Below are 19,113 nucleotides of genomic sequence, written 5' to 3'. Positions count from 1 at the left end.
CCTTCCGTATAGATTGACCCTATGCGAGTGCACGTAGCCGACCACCCTCTCATCACCCACAAGCTCACGGTTCTGCGCGACGCCTCGACTCCGTCGCCCACCTTCCGCGCGCTCACGGCCGAGCTCGTCACGCTGCTCGCCTACGAGGCGACGCGCGGGGTCCGCACACACGAGGTGCAGATCACGACGCCCGTCACCACCACCACGGGCCTCGCCATCAGCGAGCCCCGCCCGCTCATCGTGCCGATCCTGCGCGCCGGCCTCGGCATGCTCGACGGCATGACGACGCTCGTGCCGACGGCCGAGGTCGGCTTTCTCGGCATGGTGCGCAACGAGGAGACCCTCGAGCCGAGCGTGTATGCCGAGCGGCTGCCCGACGACCTCGCGAACCGCCAGTGCTTCGTGCTCGACCCCATGCTCGCGACGGGCGGCTCGCTACTTTCGGCGATCGAGTACCTCTTCGACCGCGGCGCCGTCGACGTGACCGCGGTCTGCCTCCTCGGCGCGCCTGAGGGTCTCGCGATGATCGAGAAGGCCACGGACGGCCGCGACGTCACGATCGTGCTCGGCGCGCTCGACGAGCGCCTCAACGAGCACGGCTACATCGTGCCGGGCCTCGGCGACGCGGGCGACCGCCTCTACGGCACGGTCGCGTAGCGCACCCGCGCGCCCAGCGCGCAGGTGCGCCCATCTGGGCCAGATCTGACGCATATGGGCGCACACGCCTCGGCCGAGCGCCCTTTCGCGCCAGATCTGGCACGACGGGGAGGGCGGGGCAACTTGACGACCTCGCGAGCGCCCGGGATACTGCAGGGCATGACCGTCACTGCGAATCCTCCTGTTGCCGCTTCGGCCCTCGGGATCGCCGGCATGATGATGCCGGTGCGCGCTGACGAGTGCTGTCGAATGTGCGCGTGATCGACGACCTGGTCTCCTCTCCTGACCACGCCGAGCCCGCTCCGACCGTGCGACCCCTGACCTAGCTGATGGACGATCGCGACGACGCCGGGCTCCCCGCTCCCGCAGCCGACGATTCGGTACGGGATGCGCGCACCCCTCGCAGCACATCTTCGAACGACTCGCGTGCCGACGGCGCGGAGCCGTTCGACTCAGCCGAAAGCGTCACACCCATGTCTCTCGCCGCCCTCGACCGCACCTCTCCGACCCCCGACCCCGCTCGTGCGCCCGCCGTGCCGAGCTCGCCCGACCTCCCCCGTTCGCCGGCCGCGCCGACCCCAGCCGCACCCGGCGGCGCCCGCGTGCGCGCCGTGCCCGAGGGTACCGAGGCGCGCGGCTTCGTGCTCTACGTCGGCCTCGACGAGGCGAAGGCCGCTGCCGCCGGCATCGACCTCGGTCGCCTCGTGAACGAGCTCAAGCGAGTGACCGCCGAGCTCGCCCCGCAGTCGCAGACCCACGCCGCCGTGGCCCTCGCCCCGGCAGGGGCAGGTGGGCGCGACGTCGACGTCGTGCGCCTCGCGCTGCAGGACCCGGCGGCGCTTGCGCGATACCGCCGCGGTCCCGAGCCCGTCGAGAAGCCCGTCGAGGGCGTCGTGATCGACATCTCCCGCAAGCGCGTGCTGCTCGACGGCGAGACCGCCGCCCTCACCTACAAGGAGTTCGAGCTGCTGCAGTACCTCGTGCTGCGGGAGGGCAAGACGATCGAGCGCGCGCAGCTCATCGCCGCCCTATGGGCGGATGCGGTCGAGGGCGAGGATGTTCCGAACGAGCGCACGATCGACGTGCACGTGCGTCGGCTGCGCTCGAAGCTCGGCGGCTACGAGGACATCGTGCGCACCGTGCGCGGTGCCGGCTACCGCTTCGACCGGCACGCCGACGTCGTGATCCGCTACGCCTCGACGCCGAGCCCTGATTTCTTCTAAACGGCGCTTCTTCTAGCCTCTGCTCGCTCTCGGCGCGGCTATGTCGAGGTCGCAACAGTGGCACGCCGCCGGGACGACCGCAGCCGCCACAGCACCCCGCGGTGCGGCGCGAGCAGGTAGGCCATCGCGAACAGTGCAGCGTTGGCGAGCACGACGGCCCCTCCGGGGGCGACGTCGAGGTAGTAGCTCGCGTACACGCCGATGATCGAGCAGCTCGCGGCCAGGAGGGGCGCGAGCACGAGCATCCGGCCCATGCGGTCGGTGAGCAGGTGCGCTGTCGCTCCCGGGATGATGAGGAGGGCGACGACGAGGACGACGCCGACGATCTGCAGGCTCACGACGGCCGTGAGAGCGAGCAGGCCCAGCAGGAGCGCCGAGAGAGCACGGGGCGAGATGCCGATCGAGTGGGCATGGTCGGCGTCGAAGGCGTAGAGCGTCAGATCGCGCCGCTTGACGATGAGCAGGGTGAGCGCGATGGCACCGAGAATGCCGATCTGCCACAGGTCGCCGGCCGAGACGCCCAGGACGTTGCCGAAGACGATGTGGCCGAGGTCGATCTGGCTGGGCACGACGGAGATGAGCACGAGGCCGAGCGCGAAGAGGCTCGTAAAGACGATGCCGATCGCGGCGTCCTCCTTGACGCGGCTGTGGTCGCGCACGAGCCCGATGAGCAGCACGGCGAGCAGCCCGAAGACCAACGCTCCCAGGGCGAAGGGCGCACCGACGAGGTAGGCGAGCACGACGCCGGGCAGCACCGAGTGCGCCACGGCGTCGCCCATGAGCGACCAGCCGATGAGCACGAGCCAGCAGCTGAGCACCGCGCACACGACGGCCGCGATCGTCGTGGCGGCCATCGCGCGCACCATGAACTCGAAGCCGAAGGGCTCCACCAGCAGGTCGATGAGGGTCACGATCGCTCCTCGCGGGGGAACTGGAAGGCGCGCGCGAGCGACTCGGGGGCGAGCGCGACCTCGGGCTTGTCGACGGTGATGAGCCGCCGGGCGAGGAGGATGACGCGGTCGGCCCGGTCGGGCAGCGTCGTAAGGTCGTGCGTCGAGACGACCACGCTTCGGCCGTCGCGCGCTAACTGGGTGAGCAGCCCCGCGATGAGCGCCTCGCTGCGCTGGTCCACCCCGGCGAAGGGCTCGTCGAGCAGGAGCAGCTCGGCATCCTGCGCGAGCGCCCTGGCGAGCAGCGCGCGAGTGCGCTGGCCGCCCGACAGCGCACCGATGGGGCGCTCGGCGAGGTCGCTGAGCTGAACGCGAGCGAGGGCATCCTGCACCGCATCGCGATCGGATGCCCGTGCCCGCCGCATCGCGCCCAGGCGACCGTACCGGCCCATCGTCACGACCTCGCGCACCGAGAGCGGGAAGGCGCGGTCGACGCTGTCGCCCTGGGGCATGAAAGCCACGCGGCCCGCCTTGCGCGCGACGCTCGGCGGGCCGCCGAACACGCGGACCGTGCCGCTCGAGAGGGGAACGCGGCCCATGATCGCGGCGAAGAGGGTCGACTTGCCGGCGCCGTTCATGCCGACGAGGGCATCCACGCTGCCCGCGGCGATCTCGAGGCTCACGTCTTCGAGAGCGAGCACCTCGCCGTGGCGCACGGTGACGCCGTCGAGGCTCACGACGGCGTCGCTCTCGGGATGCGGCGCCGGGTGCGCGGCCGCGGTCACGAGGTGAGCCCGTCGACGATGAGGGCGAGGTCGTAGCGCAGCAGCTCGAGGTAGCTGGGCACGGGTCCATCGGGTTCGGAGAGCGAATCGACGTAGAGCTCGCCCGCGTAGAGGGCGCCCGTGCTCTCCGCCACCTGAAGCATGGGGTCGGCGGAGACCGTCGACTCGCAGAACACCGCGGGCACGGCGCGCTCCCGCACGACGCGGATCGTGTCGGCGATGCGCTGCGGCGTGGACTGCTGCTCGGCGTTGACCGGCCAGATGTACTGCTCGGCGAGACCGAGGTCGCGGGCGAGGTAGGAGAACGCTCCCTCGCACGTCACGAGCACCCGACTGCTCTCGGGCACCGCGTCGATGGCCTCCGTCAGCTCGGCGGCGAGCGCGCGCAGCTCGGCCGTGTAGGCGGCGGCGTTGCTCGCGAACTCGGGCGCACCCTCCGGGTCGAGGTCGGTGAGCGCCGCCCGGATCGTCTCGACGTAGCTCTCCGCCGCGACCGGGGACATCCAGGCGTGCGGGTTGGGCGCGGTCGTGCCGGCGATCGCGATGGGCTCGATGCCAGCGCTCGCAACGACGCGCGGCACGTCCAGATTCTCGAGGAACTGCTCGAACCAGGCTTCGAGGTTCAGGCCGTTGTCGATGATGAGGTCGGCGCCCTGCGCGCGCCGCAGGTCGCCCGGGGTGGGCTCGTAGCCGTGGATCTCGGCGCCCACGCGCGTGATCGACTCGACGCGCACGCGCTCCCCGCCGACCTCGCTCACGAGATCGGCGATGACGGTGAACGTCGTGACGACGAGCGGGCGGTCGTCGGCCTCCTCGGCCGGGACGCTACAGCCGGCGAGGGCGAGCGCCGCGAGCACCGCGAGGGCCGCGCTCCTCGTCGCGCGGCGAGGCGACGCGGGCACCGCGGCCCAATTTTTCGGCATACCGAAAAGTTACAACCTCACGAGGTCTGCGGCAACGAGGCGGGGGCCGCGTCGGCTCCCGCACCCGTGGGGGCCTGGAGCATGAGCTCGGGGTTCTCGCGCTGCAGGATGAGCAGGCGCCACTCGTTCGAGAACAGCGCGAGCAGGCTGCCGTCGCTGCGCTCGACAATCTCGCACTCGCGCTTGCGGGCGAGCACCTCGACGCTGGCCCGGTCGGTGACACGCGCGATCGAGTAGGGCAGGGCATCCCACGCGATGGGCACGCGGAATTCGCGCTCCATGCGGTCGGCGACCACCTCGAACTGCATGGGCCCGACGGCGCCGAGGATGGGCTCGCGGTCGCCACGGCGCTCCGAGCGCAGCACCTGCACCACCCCCTCCTCGTCGAGCTGCTCGATGCCGCGGCGGAACTGCTTGTAGCGGCTGGACTCGGTGCTGCGCGCGATGCGGAAGTGCTCGGGAGCGAAGGGCTCGATCGGCGGGAACGTGACAGGCCGCTCCTCGTAGAGCGTGTGGCCGGGGCGCAGGGAGGCCGCGTTGACGAGGCCGACGATGTCGCCCGGCCAGGCCTCCTCGAGCGTCGCGCGATCCTGCCCGAACACCTGCTGCGCGTAGCGCGTCGCGAAGGGGCGCCCCGACTGGGCGTGGGTCACGATCATGCCGCGCTCGAAGCGGCCCGAGCAGATGCGGGCGAAGGCGACACGGTCGCGGTGGGCGGGGTCCATGCCCGACTGCACCTTGAAGACGTAGGCCGAGAAGGGCTCGTCGAGGGAGCGCTCGGTGCCCTTCTCGTCGACCCGTACGACGGCCGCGGGCGCGGCGCTCACGATGAGGTCGAGCAGGTGCCGCACGCCGATGTTGAGCACGGCGGCGCCGAAGAGCACGGGGGTGACGGCGGCTGCAGAGGCCTCGGCCGCATCCGCCCCCACGATCGCCGCCTCGTCATGCGCGGTCGTCCAGTCGTCGCCGAACTCGGCCTCCGCCTCGGCGGGCGTGAGGGTGTCGATGCTCGCGATCGTCGCGCCGCCCGGGGTGCGGTGGTAGCGCTCCATGTGGCCGGAGGCCACGTTGAGGAGTCCGTGGAAGACGCCCGAGAGCCCGACGGGCCACGTGATGGGCTGCGGCACGAGACCGGTGCGGTCGCGCAGCTCATCCATGAGGTCGAGCGCGTCGCGGCCGGGGCGATCCCACTTGTTGATGACGGTGATGATCGGGATGCCCCGCCGACGGCACACATCGAAGAGCTTCATCGTCTGCGCCTCGAGGCCCTTCGCCGCATCGACGAGCATGACCGCCGAGTCGACCGCCGAGAGCACGCGATAGGTGTCCTCCGAGAAGTCGGAGTGGCCGGGGGTGTCGACGAGGTTGATGATTGCACCCTCGTGCTCGAACTGCACGGCGGCCGAGGTGATCGAGATGCCGCGGGCCTTCTCCATCTCCATCCAGTCGGTCACGGTCGCGGCACGACCGCCTTTGCCGTGCACGGCGCCCGCCGTCGTGATGCGGTTCGCGTGCAGGAGGAGCGCTTCGCTGAGGGTCGACTTGCCGGCGTCGGGGTGGGAGATGACGGCGATCGTGCGGCGACGGGAAGCCTGCTCGACGACCTCGGTCATGGCTCCCTCACTTCGCTCTCGTCCCCGGCTGTTCGACCCTTCAGTCTACGGCCGGCCGCCTGGGCGCCCTGCCCGGGAGGCTCGCGCCGGGCATCCTCAGAAAAATAACGAACAGGTAACTAGACACCGTTACCGTTCTGTTATACCTTCTCAGGTGCGGAAGTTGTTTGCTGTGGCAGCTGACGCGGAATGTGATTGCAGGACACTCTTGGTGCAAGGGAGAGGGCCGGTTGCTTGCCTCGGCAACCGGCCCTCGATTCTGTTAACGGGCGCATCCGCCCTCCCCGCCATCACTCTGCTCGCACCGTCACACGCCGTCATGGCCTGCGTACGCGCATGCGGGTGAATAGAGTTGACCCATGACCGAGAAATCGTTGGCTGTCGACGCCTGGGAGTCTCTCTTCCGCGCGCAGGTCTCGGTGCTGCGGCAGCTCACCGCCGAGTTTCCGACCCACGAGATCTCGTTCACCGAGTACGACGTGCTGTTCAACCTCAGCCGCGCGGAAGGGCGCTGCCTGCGCATCCGCGACCTCATCCCCCACCTCCTGCTCAGCCAGCCGAGTGTCAGCCGCCTGCTCGACCGGCTGGCCGCGCGCGGCCTCGTCGCGAAGACGCCCGACCCGCGCGATGCGCGCGGCACGATCGTGGCGCTCACCTCCGAGGGCTTCGAGCTCTTCAAGCGCGTGGCCGTCATCCACGCCGACTCGATCGCCCGTCGCGTCGGCGGCTCTCTCGACGCCGAGGAGCTGCGGCAGCTCACGGCGCTCTGCGATCGCCTGCGCGGCGAGTAGCGGCTAGAGCTCGCTGACAGGCCGAGGCGCGGTGCGCGGTGCGACGCCGAGGGCGCGAAAGAGGGTGCGTCGGCGACGCAGTGCGGCAGCGGGCAGCATGCGCGAGAGCAGGAGCAGCTGCGGCCCCGCCGTCCACAGCACCCAGCGCCGGGCGTGGCGCACGTCCCGCGCGAAACGCGGGCGCGGCCGCACCGCCGAGTCCCAGCGCCCGATGAGCAGCCGCGCAGCGCTCGGCACCTCATCGACACCGAACCGGGCACGCGCGTAGGCGAGCGACGCCACGCGTGTCGGCGGGCACGGGATGCCGAGCTGGTCGAAGAACGGCCGCATGACGCCCTCTCCCCCGACGGCGCGCGTGAGCTCGGGCAACCGCGCCTTCTCCTCCGGCGTGATGACGACCGAGAACTGCTGAAAGAAGAAGGCGCGGAACTCCTCGAGCCGGGGGCCGCCCGAGCGGGGGCCGAGGCGGCTGTGCACCGCGAGCATCATCATCGTGAGACGGTCGACCGCCCACACCTCCCTGCCGAACGCCCGCATTGCCACTCGGTCGCTCCACAGCCTCTCGAACACGCCCACGGGGTGGCGCAGGAAGCCCGGGATGATCGGGTACAGGTCGAGGTAGGCGTTCGAGGCCAGGTGCCACAGCGAGACGACCGCCACGGGAAAGATCGAGCGCGAGGGAGCGCGCGCGGGCACCCACCCCGCCGACCCGAGCGCGCCGAGCAGCACCTCGAACCCGACGGGGTCGACGATGAGCGAGAGCGCCTTCGAGGCACGCGGCGAGATGAGGCCGTGCTGCACGTACACGACACCTCCGCCCATGAGCACCGGCACGGCGAGACGGTCGGCCTCGGCGAGCACCTCGCGAAAGGCCTCGTGGCGGGGGTCGCCGGCAACCGCGTAGGGAGGCAGCGGTCCCGAGGGCACGGTCGGGGGCACGAGGGGGATGCCCGCCTCGCCCTGCTCGTCCTCCACTGCCATGCTGCCCTCGCTCGAAGCGTGATCGCAGGATGCCGCACGTACGCTGAACGCATGTCGCAACCCTCCAGCATCGTATGGCTTCGAGATGACCTGCGGGTGGCCGACAACCCCGCGCTCCTCGCCGCCGCCGAGCGCGGAGCGCCCGTCGTCGTGCTCTACCTGCTCGACGAGGCCTCCCCCGGCCTGCGCCCGCTCGGCGCCGCGAGCCGCTGGTGGCTGCACCACAGTCTCATCGCCCTCGACGCAAGCCTCGCCGAGCTCGGCGCGAGCCTGACGCTGCGCCGCGGCGCCGCGAGTGAGGTGCTGCCCGCCCTTGTGCGCGAGGTCGGAGCCGATGCGGTGTTCTGGAACCGCCGGTACTCGGCCGCGCGCGACGTCGACGCCGAGCTCAAGGTGAGCCTCCGGGAGGAGGGCGTCGCGGTGTGCAGCTTCGCGGCCTCCGTGCTCTACGAGCCCTGGACTCTCACGACCGGCGCGGGCGACCCCTACAAGGTCTTCACGCCGTTCTGGAAGGCTGCGCTCGCGAGCGAGGAGCCCCGCGCACCGGTCGCGGCGCCCCACGCCCTCGAGGGTCACGCCGCCGAGAGCGAGCTGCTCGAGGACTGGGAGCTGCTGCCGACCCGGCCAGACTGGGCCGAGGGCCTGCGCGCGACGTGGACCCCGGGCGAGCAGGGAGCGCACGAGCGGCTCGAGCACTTCGTCGAGGACGGCCTCGCGCTCTACCACCGGCGCGACGAGCCGGGCATCGAGGCCACGAGTCGCCTGAGTCCGCACCTGCGGTTCGGGGAGATCAGCCCCCACCAGATTCGCGATCGCGTGCAGGAGGGCATCAGCCCCGAGGCTGCGCGCAACCTGGCCACATTTCTGAGCGAGGTCGGCTGGCGGGAGTTCTCGGTCAACATCCTCTTCCACTGGCCCGACCTCGCGACGGTCAACTTTCGCCGCGAGTTCGATGAGTTCCCGTGGGGTCGGCCCGACCCCGGGCAGCTGGAGGCCTGGCAGGAGGGGCGCACGGGCATCCCGATCGTCGACGCAGGCATGCGCGAGCTGTGGGCCACGGGATGGATGCATAATCGCGTGCGCATGATCGTCGCCTCCTTCCTCACCAAGAATCTGCTCGTCGACTGGCGCGTGGGCGAGGAGTGGTTCTGGGACACGCTCGTCGACGCCGACCCCGCCAACAATGCGGCGAGCTGGCAGTGGGTCGCCGGCTCTGGTGCCGACGCGGCCCCGTATTTCCGCGTCTTCAACCCGCTGCTGCAGGCGGAGAAGTTCGACCCCGACCAGGAGTACATCCGCCGCTGGGTGCCCGAGCTCGACACCGAGGAGTACCCCGACCCCATCGTCGACCTCAAAGCGTCCCGGGACGAGGCGCTCGCGGCGTACGAGGCGGTGAAGGCCGCGAAGGCCTGAGCGCGACGCACGCTGACGGGCAGCGAGCACGGGTAGGGAATACTCAACGGGATGCCCCACTCCCGATCGCTGACCGTGCCGCCCGTGCTGCTCGCGGTCGTCGCGGTCCTCTCCGTGCAGTTCGGCAACGCGATCGCCGGATCGCTGTTCAGCGTCGTCGGGCCCCTCGGAGCCGCCGCTCTGCGCATGACGCTCGCCGCCGTCATCCTGTGCGCGGTCGTTCGGCCCCGTGTGCGCGGCTGGGATCGCCGCACGTGGGCGAGCGTCGTCGCCCTCGGTGTCGGTCTCGGGGGCATGAATGCGCTCATCTACCTCGCAATCGACCGCATTCCGCTCGGCGTCGCCGTCACGATCGAGCTGCTCGGGCCGCTCGCCGTCGCGATCGCCGGCACGCGACGCTGGCGCGACCTGTCCTGGGTCGTTCTCGCGGCGATCGGCGTGGCCCTGCTCGGGCTCGACGGCGAGGCGCAGCTCGACCTCGTCGGCGCCCTCCTCGCGGCCGCGGCCGCCGTTTTTTGGGCGCTCTACATCGTCGCCTCAGCGCGACTCGGGCCGCGCGCTCGCGGCGTCGACGGACTCGGTGTCGCCATGATCGTCGCCGCCCTGCTGGTGGCCCCCTGGGGAGCGAGCGACGCGGTCGGCGCCGTCGCGGTCGACCCGCTCCTGATGCTCGCCTTCGCCGGCGTCGCAATCATGACCTCCGCGATCCCGTACGCCCTCGAATTCCTGGCCCTCAAGAGGATGCCCACACGCGTGTTCGGCGTGCTCTCGAGCCTCGGCCCCGCCGTGGCAGCGCTCGCCGGGCTCATCGTGCTCGGGCAGGATCTCTCTCCAGCGCAGCTCCTCGCGATCGTCGTCGTCATGGCCGCGTGCGCGGGAGCTGTGGCCTCCAGTCGAACCCGCAGCATGAGAATCTCCTCATCCGCGCCTCCTTCCCCTCTCATCGACAGTGCCCATGATGAAGACATCACCGGGAGGGATTCCGCCTCCTGATTCGCAGAAGAAGGAGCACCTCATGAGCTTGACCCCCAAGAACTGGATCGCCATCAGCGCCGTCTCGGCTCTCGGACTCGCGGGCCTCACGGGAGGCGCTGTCGCGACAGCGAGCACCATGCCGCTCGTCTCGGGCGCCACGAACCTGCAGATTCCCGGGCTCTCCGTGAACGACGACGGTTCGGTCTCGACCGACGACAGCGGCGACCTCTCGTTCGACGTCAACAGCGACAGCATCGTGTCGCCCTCGCCGACGTCGCCCGCGAGCACGCCCTCGCCGACCAGCACGCAGTCGCCCGTGAGCGCGCAGTCGCCCGCATCGCCCCTGAGCCCGGCCTCCGTCTCGGCGCCGAGCCCCGTGAGCGTCGACAGCCCGCCGTCGCCGGCGAGCCCCGCGTCGCCCGCGAGCCCGGCTTCCCCCGCCAGCGCCGACTCACCCGCGAGCCCCGGCTCGGTCGGTTCCTCCGACTAGGGGCGCGCAGCCCGAGCCGCATCGGGGGGCTCGGTCAGCACGTTCACCTGCACCACCCGCACCTCACGCGAGAGGCGGTCGTCCTCCTCGGAGGGCGACCGCCGCGCGTGCTGTGCCCACTCCCGTCACGGTCGCCGCCTCCAGATCGTCGCCCGCCAGCAGACCGTGCAGCAGTCCCGCCGAGAACGCGTCGCCGGCCCCCGTCGGGTCCACCGTCTCCACCGGCTCCACGGGAACCCGCTGCAGCTCACCCCCGCGCCGCGCGATGATGACGCCCTCACCGCCGCTCGTCAGTACGACGGTCGGGGCATGCTCGAGCAGAGCCTCGGCGCACTCCTCCGGGGTAAGCGTCGACCCGTCCGCCGTCGACGCGTCGCCGACGAGCAGCTGCGCCTCCGCCCGGTTCGGCAGCAGGATGTCGACGCCGCGCGTGTCGGCGAGGAACCGCCGAGCCCCGTAGTCGACGAGGAACCCGGCCGAACCCGGGTCGAGCGACACCACGACCCCGCGCTCGTGAGCCCGCCGCACGAGCTGGGCGAACGACTCGGCCTCGAGCGCGTCGAAGAGCGTGTAGCCGGTGAGGTGCAGGTACGCGGCATCGTCGAGCAGAGCATCCGTGACCGCCTCAGGCGACAGCGTCGCGTTCGCACCTCGATCCGTGAGCATCGTGCGGTGCTCCCCCTCGACGACGATGACGATCGTTCCCGTCACCCGGTCGGGGTCCTCGGTCAGGTGCGGTGCGACTCCGGATGCCCGCAGCACGCTCGCGTGCCGCTCGAGATCCCCGGCCCCGACCCGCCCCACGAGGTCGACCGGCGCTCCGAGCCACCCCAGCCAGGCTGCGGTGTTGGATGCGGAGCCGCCGGGCCTGCGCACGATAGCGCTCGTCGTGTCGGTGTCGGCGCGCACGGGTCCGCCCGGCACGACGATGATGTCGTCGATGACGTCGCCCACGACGACGACGCGCGAGCCCGCCACGGTCAGGCGCCGGCCTGTGCCGCCCAGGCGCGCGCGATCTCGCCCGCAACCCGCACGTTGTTGCGCGCGAGGTCGAGGTTGACCTCGAGGCTGCGGCCGCCGGAGAGCTCCACGATCGTGCCGAGCAGGAACGGCGTGACCGCCTTGCCGGTCACCCCCGCGCGCTCGGCGGCCGCGAAGGCCTCGTTGAGCACGCGCTCGTGCTCCTCGCGCTCCCAGGCCTGGTCGGCGGGCACGGGGTTGGCGACGACGATGCCCTGACGGTGGCCGAGCGCATCGTGGGCCACCATCACGGCAGCGACGTCGGCGGGGCTCTCGACCGACCAGTCGAGAGTGAAGGCGCTCTCCCGCAGCCAGAAGCTCGGGAACACGGTCGTGCCGAGGCCGATGACCGGCACGCTGTACGTCTCGAGACGCTCGAGGGTCGCGGCGATGTCGAGCACGCTCTTCACCCCCGCCGAGACGACCGTGATGGGAGTGACCGCGAGCGTCGAGAGGTCGGCAGACTCGTCGAAGGTCTCGCTCGCGCCGCGGTGCACGCCGCCCAGGCCGCCAGTCGCGAAGACGCGGATGCCCGCCATCGCGGCGAGGTGCGCCGTCGCAGCCACCGTCGTCGCACCGCTCGCGTTGCGCGCGGCAAGGATGGGCAGGTCGCGCACGCTCGCCTTCGCTAGATCTTCCTCCGCGATGCGCCGCACGCCGTCGGCATCGAGCCCGATCTGCGGAACGCCGTCGAGCACGGCGATCGTCGCGGGCGTCACGCCCTGATCGCGCAGCAGCTGCTCGAACTCCAGTGCCGCCTCGTGGTTGCGGGGCCGCGGCAGGCCGTGGCTGATGATGGTCGACTCGAGGGCCACGACGGGGCGGCCCGCGGCGAGCGCGGCCTCCACATCGGGAGACAGGTGCAGGAGGGTCACCGGGCAAGGCTAGCCGGTGGCGAGTGGCGGTGTGGCGCGCCCGGAGAGACTCGAACTCCCAACCTTCTGATCCGTAGTCAGAAAGTCGCTACATTTCGCTAGATTGCACGCTCAGCGCTTATGCCCCAGATTCCGCTTGTTTCTGGAAATAGCGAGCCTCGGCTGTCTGATTTGATGCCCTAGAATGGACATCAGATGACAGTCTGGATTGCACGCAGATTGCACGTGCAATCCGATGGAGGAGCAGGGACGATGACCGAGACCCGGAAGTACAAGGCCAACCGCGAAGACTGGGGATCGATCCGCGCCCTCCCTTCCGGTCGATTCCAAGCGAGCTACATCGGCCCCGACGGTGAGCGCCACAAGGCTGCGCTCACCTACTCGACGCGAACAGATGCACGTGCATGGCTCTCCTCGATCCGCACCGACATCCAGCGCGGCAAGTGGAAGAACCCGAAGACGGTCAGTGCCGAGACCTTCGCGGTGTACGCCGAGACCTGGATCTCTCAGCGTTCGAATGCCCAGGGTCAACCCTTGCGCCCGAAGACTGCCACCGAGTACCGGAGGCACGTAGCGAAGGGCCTTTCAGAGTTCGCGGGTGACAAGCTCAGCGCCATCACGCCCGCACGGGTGCGCACCTGGCACGCCAACCGCATTGCGCCGGGAACGAAGACCACAGCAGGAGCAGAGGCGCGGGTCCTGCGCGCGATCTTGAACACGGCAGTGGAGGACGGAATCATCGAGGTGAATCCGGTTCCCTCCAAGCTGACCAAGAGCAAGACCAATAGGACCTTCCGGCCCCCCACACTGGAGGAGCTGGCCGTCCTCTACGATCAGATTGATGACCGGTACAAGCTCGCCGTGCTCATCGCCGCCTATGGCGGCCTGCGCCTCTCTGAGTGGCGCGCTCTCCGCCGCCGCGACATCGCTCTCATTGATGGCCGCTATGTCATCGACGTGCACCGCCAGGCGCAGTATGTGACGGGTCGGGGCTGGATCATCAGCCCCCCGAAGAGTGACCGTGGCATTCGGATGGCAACCCTGCCGACCTGGATCACGGGACCTCTCACGGCGCATCTCAATAGCCGAGTCGGGGCCTTCCCGGACTCTCTCCTATTCGCTCCCAAGGGCCGTTCCGAGTTCATCCACGACAGTGACTTCAACAAGACTTGGAACGCGGCAAGAGACATTGCTGGCGTGCGCCGCCTGGTGCGAGAGCACGACTTGCGCAGCTTCGGTGGCTCCCACCTCATGGGCACCGCAGGTGCCAGCCTCTTCGAAACTCGTGACTTCCTGGGCCACTCCGAGAGCACGGTGACCGAGCGCCACTACATCAAGAAGATCTCCGACCGCGCCGCCGAGCTGGCCGACAAGATGCCCGTACTGCCTCCGGTCATGCCGCCTAACGTCACCAAGCTGCCCGAAACCGGCACCGGGGGCTGACCGCTCGTTTCTGAAAACAGACGACTGCTCATGAATGGACTAGAGTAGACGTAGCGCCCGCGCCATCGCGGGAAGTGCTCGGTATGGTGATCGACCCAACAGATCCAATCGTCCTAACTCGATTGGAACTGCCATGTCCACTGCATCGCCCCAGTACGTGACTATTGCCACCGCCGCCGAGCGTCTCTCGGTCTCTGAGAAGAGCGTGCGCCGCTGGATCTCACAGGGCGAGTTGCCCGCCGTGCGCGTCGCGGGGCGTCTCATCAGAATTCCTGCCGACGCCCTCGCTGACCTCGGTCGCCCGCTCCAGGTCCGCGCGGGTCGGTAAGCCCCTCACACAGCAGCGCGCCCTCCCGTCGGTCAGGATCGGAAGGACGCGCTAGAGGATTGCTATGTCTACAAGCGTACCGGGCGGCGAGCGCCGCCTCACCCTCGGAGAGATGCAGAGCAGCGTTAGGGCTGTAGCTCAGCCCTCTGAATCGACCAGCTCAAATAAGGTACGAGCCAGCGGCTCAGAAAAGGCCAGTTCCCCCCTGGGGACTCCTAGCGATGAAGTGCTCCACCGTGTTGCGAAGATGGCAACACGAGCACGAGGCACAGGACGAAACGACCGCAAGGCGATGCGCTTTCCTCCACTCCGAATCGTTTACGCGAAGCAGCGCGTGAACGCGCAGACAGGCGAAGTTGTTCAGAAGGCTCGAAGCTACTACCTGGATGTCTGGGACTACTTGCAAGCGTGGGGATTCAAAATCTTCAATGACCTCCAGGGCGAGGGATATGACCCTCCGACGCACGAACAGCTCGCGGCTCTGTTCGAGACTCGCATCCGCGAGCGCGGTCGCACATGGAATGCTCACGATGGCAAGGGCCTCGGACTGAAGGACGAGACCGTCGAGACCATGGCCGACCATGCGGCGAGCGCCGCCCTCCGGGACTGGTCGGAGGAATGGATCATCGAACGGCGCGAGGCCGGGCGGAAAGGTGGACTGAACTCCCGGCGTGGCCCCTCCGTCGTCACACCGGAGGCGCTGGAGGCGCTTGCCTCCCTCCCGGACGGCCTCAGGCCAACGCAGCAGGCCGACGCGCTCGGAATGAGCCTCAGCAGCCTCAAACGGCTCCGCAAGCAACTACCCGCACCCGACTCCTCCCAAGTTGCGACGGAGCCGGAGGGGGCAGCTGACGCGTCTTCGTAGGTGGTGCTTTGCGACGGTCGGACGCAAGAAGACGTGATGCTCGTTTTTCGAAACAGCATTCCTGCGGTTCTGGCTCGTTTCAGGAAAAGAACATGGTTGGGGGGTCGTCAAATTTGGGTAGTCCCCGGACTACATTTCGGCGCTCGCCGAAAAGGAGCGCTACTTGACGCGCCGTTCTCGGCCTGGACCATAGAGGGCCGACACGAGCACGCCGATCTCGACATCCAATCCCTCGGCGACGGCAAACCAGGTCGCCAGGGTGCCCCTCGATTCACCGGATTCGAGCTGCACGAGGCTGCGGCGTCCGATGCCGGATCGCTCGGCAAGCTGCTCTAGCGTCAGCCGTCGTTCACGGCGCATCCGCGCCAAGAAGAATCGCAATTCTGCGAAGTCCGGCGTTCGGGGTTCGTCTCGCTCTGGCACACCTCCAGTTGACCGAACCCGCGTCAATGTCACAGCGGCGCGATACGCTCTATAGAGCGTAACTACGCGCTAAGAAGTGCAGAACCGCCCTGGAGGGCGTTCATACCCGTCGTCGAGGACTTCAGAGAGGAACTCGATCCGCGCACTTGCGGACCCTTACGCCGCTAGCCGATACCGGGAGCGCAACTCCCCTTGCACGGTTCACGCGATGTTGCGGACGAAAGGAGTCACCATGCCTGAGCGCTACTACGCCGTCCACCACGACTGGGTTGAGGGCTACGCCTCGCAGGTGCCAGTCGGCATCTACGACGAACACGGCGAAAGCTTCTATCTGCCTGACTTTGCCCAAATGAAATCGCGCGGACATCGCGCCAGCGGGCGACCCGAGGGCCGCTCTTGGGTCAGCCACCTCCAATGGCTCACTGACACCAGTTCGGCGTACAACTCTAACTGGGGCATCGTAGAGGCCGAGTTCTCCCTTCACGAGACCATGGAGGGCATCTGGCGCGGTTTCATCGCCAGCTCGCCCGCTACCGAACCGCTTCGATTCCTCGCAGTGGACTCTGGCGACCCAGAGTCCGAACCCGAACCCGAACCGCAAGTCGCCGCGTTCGAACCTTCTGCGCGCTTCGTGGCAGCAGAATCTTGGTGGATCGCGAGCGAGTTGGTGCGCCGCCACCCCGGACTCGTCGTTCATGAGATGCACCCAGGCGGTGGCATGTACGACGTCTTGTGCCTATTCGATCCGCGCGACGGCGACATGTGGCAGCAAGTCTGCATCATGCTCAATCGCGCAGGACGTATCCAGGTCCATCACCCTCCCGGCTCCGAAACGCGCGACGCGATTGTGACCACCTGGGCTGAATCGCTCGCCGCGAATGACCCGCACGAGCAGATCAAGGCACTCGAAGTCTCTGCACGGCTTGAACACCCCAAGGAGACCCCCACCAGCAGGCCAATCACCCTGACGTACCGGCTCATCGCCACCCTGCTCAACATCACCCTGAAAGCCAAGGAGCGTTGGGACGTACGCAATGAGTTCATTGACTCATCCAGTGACGACGAACAGGAAGTCCTCGGACATATCGACAAGTTCACACCCCTCCGAGAGCACCTTCGTGGTGCCGCTACGCTCGGTCTCCCACACGAACCCGAGTCTCACTGCTGGATCGTGCTTCGAGACGACGAGCCGGTAGCAGCAATCACTGTTGACGGACGCGCCTACACGCGCGACCGCGCTGTCAACCTCCTGCCCGCCTACGAGCGCGCGAAGCGCTCGATCCTCCGCCTGGCCACCGAGACCTTTGGGGATCTGCTCTGATGTCCAATCGAACTCCGCACGGTGACGATTGGCTCAGCGTTCTTGGGGGACTTCTGTTCGCCATCATCGCCTTCGCCTGGGCGCTGCTTCAGCTCGTCTTTCGAGTACTCCAATGGGTCTATCGGCGGATCAAGAATCGGTCATCGGAATAAAGGAATCGCTGACCGAGAGTCAGAGAGAAGATTCTCGGCGCGGCCAGAAAGATCTTCCGCGCTTCTCGCTCTTGGGGCTGATTGCTACGGTGACCTCATGTCACCTTTCCGGTTCGCAACGAGCCTCTTCACCATCGCGGTCGCCGCCACTGCCCTCAGTGGGTGTTCGGCACCCGAGCCTCAGACCACAATCGATTGCAAGTCGGCGTTCAACAATGCTGGAATCGAACAGGCCGCGCTGTACCGGTCACACCCGTTCTATGCCGATGACTTCGTGGAACTTGACCTCGACACGCAAGCGGAGATTCAGGCCGACGAAGAGGCGAAGTGGGCCGAGATAGTTGAACCCATCTATACGGCCTGTGATGGCCCGGAAGACTTCTTCTACTCGGGCGTCTCGATTCCTGCCGTATTCGGCGTGACCAGCTTCGAAGGCCTGGACTTGCGCGAAGAAGCAGGGTTCATCCTTCCGAGCTACTGCGGCGGAAGAGAGGACACCCCCGCGTGCGAGGGATGGGAAGAGTTCCTTGCTGGCATGTGATCCAGCGACTCTCATACTCAATCTCGAAGTAGGCGGTTCGGGACCGAACCCGGATGCCGAAAACGATTGGTTCTGGCTTCGGAAGATCTACGGGTTACTCGCCCAACCGAACTTCTTCCTGGACTGGATCGTCCCGATCTCGACGGTGCTTCTCGCGGTGGCAGCGATCTACCTGGCATATAGGTCGTACCGAGCGTCACGCGATGCGAACGAACAGGCAGCTCAATTCAGAACGGAGGATCGGGCTGAGCGTGATCTCCGATGGCGCAGAACTTTCGCATTGGACTTGCGGGATTGGTACTGGTACGCGAACAACTCAGCCCTACTCGACGAGCAAGGTCGGGAGCAAGAAATGCAGGCCTTCACTGAGTTGGTCCGAGCGTGTGACCTTGCCGGTCAAGACACGGCGAAGCGGCTTGCCCGATGGCTCGCATCGGAAGCAAGATCGAAACGAGACGCGCTAGGAGAGATGACACCGCAGAAGCGCGCACAGGCTATGCACCCTTCCCAGATCGGAATAGGTCGGGCACACCTCGACTTGATCGACAACTGGATCAAAGACCCTTCGCTAGTTGAGCCGATGCTAGATGCGTTTGACGCTGATCGTCGTGCTGAACAAGCGCGACTACTAGAGAATCTCCAGGCGCGTCGAGAGAAGAAATAGCCACGCAACTCTCGAAGACGATGCTGAGGGAAGCGGCACGAGATGATCGCCGTCCCCTCGTGGCGCGTCGTAGTCTTGACAGAGTCGGGAAGCATCGAGGCACCGGACAGTCCAACGAACGCGGCCTGGCTCAGAGAACACTTCCCCGGCCTCGCAGAGTCTTCCTTGCCCGCTGAACAAACAAGATGCTGGAGCCGGAGATAGTAGAGGCTCGCAGGAAGATTCCGGGGTACTGCGACTTCCCGCTCCTCGGTCCGGACGCCGACCGGCCCGCTGGAGTGGAACCCGTGAGACGGTCGGCACGAGGCCCGGCACTGTGCATTGGGGAGATCCGGGGTCGGGCCTCAACCCTTCACAGAGTCAGACATACTCATGCAGGTGTGCAGCCCACGCGAGTACTTCAGTAGGGCCTGGAGCACGGTTACCGAGTAGCCAACGATCTGACTCGTCATCACGCCATCGGTCGTACGTGGGACCGCAGCTCGGGACGCAATCCAACCGGCTGAGTTGAGCAGTCCAACCTGCTTGCCCATGATGTGACCCGCGACCGTATTACGAATCTCGCGCAGCGTCTTGTTGAATGCGTAGTCATCGCGGAACGGCCTTACGTCGGCCCAGTACTGAGTGGAGTCCCGCATAGTGGTGTAACCCACGGTGGTCGCGCACGTCGTTGCTGACGTGAACGCGGTCACCGTGTGATCCTTCGAGAAGTCTCTTACCCCAACTCGAAAGGCATCAAC

Annotated in this window: 20 protein-coding genes; 11 read left to right on the top strand and 9 right to left on the bottom strand. The window is 67.8% G+C overall.

Features of this window, described 5'->3' with window-relative positions:
* Positions 1-21: 21 nt before the first annotated feature.
* Positions 22-657 (top strand): uracil phosphoribosyltransferase, encoded by a 636-nt coding sequence (gene upp / locus FK219_RS11005; RefSeq protein WP_152583975.1) that lies wholly within the window; start codon positions 22-24, stop codon positions 655-657.
* Positions 658-1,130: 473 nt separating this feature from the next.
* Positions 1,131-1,880, top strand: a complete 750-nt coding sequence (locus FK219_RS11000) for a winged helix-turn-helix domain-containing protein (protein ID WP_152583974.1) — start codon at positions 1,131-1,133, stop codon at positions 1,878-1,880.
* 38 nt (positions 1,881-1,918) lie between these two features.
* On the opposite strand, the gene FK219_RS10995 is transcribed toward FK219_RS11000, so the two are convergent.
* Genes FK219_RS10995 through FK219_RS10980 form a run of 4 tightly spaced genes read right to left on the bottom strand, consistent with a single transcriptional unit; the run spans position 1,919 to position 6,091 of the window.
* On the bottom strand, positions 1,919-2,791 hold the full coding sequence (locus FK219_RS10995; protein WP_152583973.1) for a metal ABC transporter permease: 873 nt from the start codon (positions 2,789-2,791) through the stop codon (positions 1,919-1,921).
* The gene (locus FK219_RS10990) at positions 2,788-3,555 is read right to left on the bottom strand and encodes a metal ABC transporter ATP-binding protein (protein WP_152583972.1); all 768 of its coding nucleotides are present in this window, start codon (positions 3,553-3,555) and stop codon (positions 2,788-2,790) included. The genes FK219_RS10995 and FK219_RS10990 overlap by 4 nt, the downstream gene beginning before the upstream one ends.
* Positions 3,552-4,478 (bottom strand): metal ABC transporter substrate-binding protein, encoded by a 927-nt coding sequence (locus FK219_RS10985; protein WP_152583971.1) that lies wholly within the window; start codon positions 4,476-4,478, stop codon positions 3,552-3,554. The genes FK219_RS10990 and FK219_RS10985 overlap by 4 nt, the downstream gene beginning before the upstream one ends.
* A 17-nt stretch (positions 4,479-4,495) precedes the next feature.
* Positions 4,496-6,091: a peptide chain release factor 3 gene (locus tag FK219_RS10980; RefSeq protein ID WP_152583970.1), complete on the bottom strand. Its 1,596-nt coding sequence runs from the start codon at positions 6,089-6,091 to the stop codon at positions 4,496-4,498.
* A gap of 359 nt (positions 6,092-6,450) precedes the next feature.
* Here FK219_RS10980 and FK219_RS10975 point away from each other — a divergent pair, with 359 nt between their 5' ends.
* Entirely contained in the window at positions 6,451-6,882 is a 432-nt protein-coding gene (locus FK219_RS10975; RefSeq protein WP_152583969.1) for a MarR family winged helix-turn-helix transcriptional regulator, read from the top strand.
* A gap of 3 nt (positions 6,883-6,885) precedes the next feature.
* Here the strand turns inward: FK219_RS10975 and FK219_RS10970 are convergent, their stop codons facing one another.
* The gene (locus tag FK219_RS10970; protein WP_152583968.1) at positions 6,886-7,863 is read right to left on the bottom strand and encodes a hypothetical protein; all 978 of its coding nucleotides are present in this window, start codon (positions 7,861-7,863) and stop codon (positions 6,886-6,888) included.
* Between the two features lie 51 nt (positions 7,864-7,914).
* On the opposite strand from FK219_RS10970, the gene FK219_RS10965 reads away from it, so the two are divergent.
* Genes FK219_RS10965 through FK219_RS10955 form a run of 3 tightly spaced genes read left to right on the top strand, consistent with a single transcriptional unit; the run spans position 7,915 to position 10,741 of the window.
* Positions 7,915-9,276, top strand: a complete 1,362-nt coding sequence (locus tag FK219_RS10965; protein ID WP_152583967.1) for a cryptochrome/photolyase family protein — start codon at positions 7,915-7,917, stop codon at positions 9,274-9,276.
* A 51-nt stretch (positions 9,277-9,327) separates the two neighbouring features.
* A complete protein-coding gene (locus FK219_RS10960; RefSeq protein WP_152583966.1) occupies positions 9,328-10,269 on the top strand; it encodes an EamA family transporter in 942 nt (313 codons plus the stop codon).
* Positions 10,270-10,291: 22 nt separating this feature from the next.
* Positions 10,292-10,741: a hypothetical protein gene (locus tag FK219_RS10955; protein ID WP_152583965.1), complete on the top strand. Its 450-nt coding sequence runs from the start codon at positions 10,292-10,294 to the stop codon at positions 10,739-10,741.
* A gap of 63 nt (positions 10,742-10,804) precedes the next feature.
* On the opposite strand, the gene FK219_RS10950 is transcribed toward FK219_RS10955, so the two are convergent.
* Positions 10,805-11,719, bottom strand: coding sequence for a carbohydrate kinase family protein (locus tag FK219_RS10950; protein WP_165638126.1), 915 nt, complete (start codon positions 11,717-11,719; stop codon positions 10,805-10,807).
* A gap of 2 nt (positions 11,720-11,721) precedes the next feature.
* Positions 11,722-12,636 (bottom strand): pseudouridine-5'-phosphate glycosidase, encoded by a 915-nt coding sequence (locus tag FK219_RS10945; RefSeq protein WP_152583964.1) that lies wholly within the window; start codon positions 12,634-12,636, stop codon positions 11,722-11,724.
* 252 nt (positions 12,637-12,888) lie between these two features.
* On the opposite strand from FK219_RS10945, the gene FK219_RS10940 reads away from it, so the two are divergent.
* The 3 genes from FK219_RS10940 to FK219_RS10930 all read left to right on the top strand — a co-directional run bounded on the left by FK219_RS10940 (position 12,889) and on the right by FK219_RS10930 (position 15,272).
* Positions 12,889-14,079 (top strand): site-specific integrase, encoded by a 1,191-nt coding sequence (locus tag FK219_RS10940; RefSeq protein ID WP_165638125.1) that lies wholly within the window; start codon positions 12,889-12,891, stop codon positions 14,077-14,079.
* 133 nt (positions 14,080-14,212) lie between these two features.
* Entirely contained in the window at positions 14,213-14,407 is a 195-nt protein-coding gene (locus FK219_RS10935) for a helix-turn-helix domain-containing protein (RefSeq protein ID WP_152583962.1), read from the top strand.
* A 334-nt stretch (positions 14,408-14,741) separates the two neighbouring features.
* On the top strand, positions 14,742-15,272 hold the full coding sequence (locus FK219_RS10930; RefSeq protein ID WP_152583961.1) for a hypothetical protein: 531 nt from the start codon (positions 14,742-14,744) through the stop codon (positions 15,270-15,272).
* A gap of 159 nt (positions 15,273-15,431) precedes the next feature.
* Here the strand turns inward: FK219_RS10930 and FK219_RS10925 are convergent, their stop codons facing one another.
* Positions 15,432-15,695 (bottom strand): helix-turn-helix domain-containing protein, encoded by a 264-nt coding sequence (locus tag FK219_RS10925; RefSeq protein WP_165638124.1) that lies wholly within the window; start codon positions 15,693-15,695, stop codon positions 15,432-15,434.
* A 232-nt stretch (positions 15,696-15,927) separates the two neighbouring features.
* Here FK219_RS10925 and FK219_RS10920 point away from each other — a divergent pair, with 232 nt between their 5' ends.
* Both FK219_RS10920 and FK219_RS10915 read left to right on the top strand, forming a co-directional pair.
* Complete coding sequence (locus FK219_RS10920; protein WP_152583959.1) at positions 15,928-17,016, top strand: TY-Chap2 family putative peptide chaperone; 1,089 nt, start codon at positions 15,928-15,930, stop codon at positions 17,014-17,016.
* Positions 17,017-17,265: 249 nt separating this feature from the next.
* Positions 17,266-17,709: a hypothetical protein gene (locus tag FK219_RS10915; RefSeq protein ID WP_152583958.1), complete on the top strand. Its 444-nt coding sequence runs from the start codon at positions 17,266-17,268 to the stop codon at positions 17,707-17,709.
* Positions 17,710-18,717: 1,008 nt separating this feature from the next.
* Here FK219_RS10915 and FK219_RS10910 read toward each other — a convergent pair.
* Positions 18,718-19,113: hypothetical protein (locus tag FK219_RS10910; RefSeq protein WP_210416817.1), on the bottom strand; the 396-nt coding region annotated here is incomplete at its 5' end.

The organism is Microcella pacifica, assembly GCF_009371975.2.
Classification (GTDB): domain Bacteria; phylum Actinomycetota; class Actinomycetes; order Actinomycetales; family Microbacteriaceae; genus Microcella; species Microcella pacifica.
Note: the sequence above shows the minus strand (reverse complement) of the source record. Positions and strands in the feature narration are given on the sequence as shown.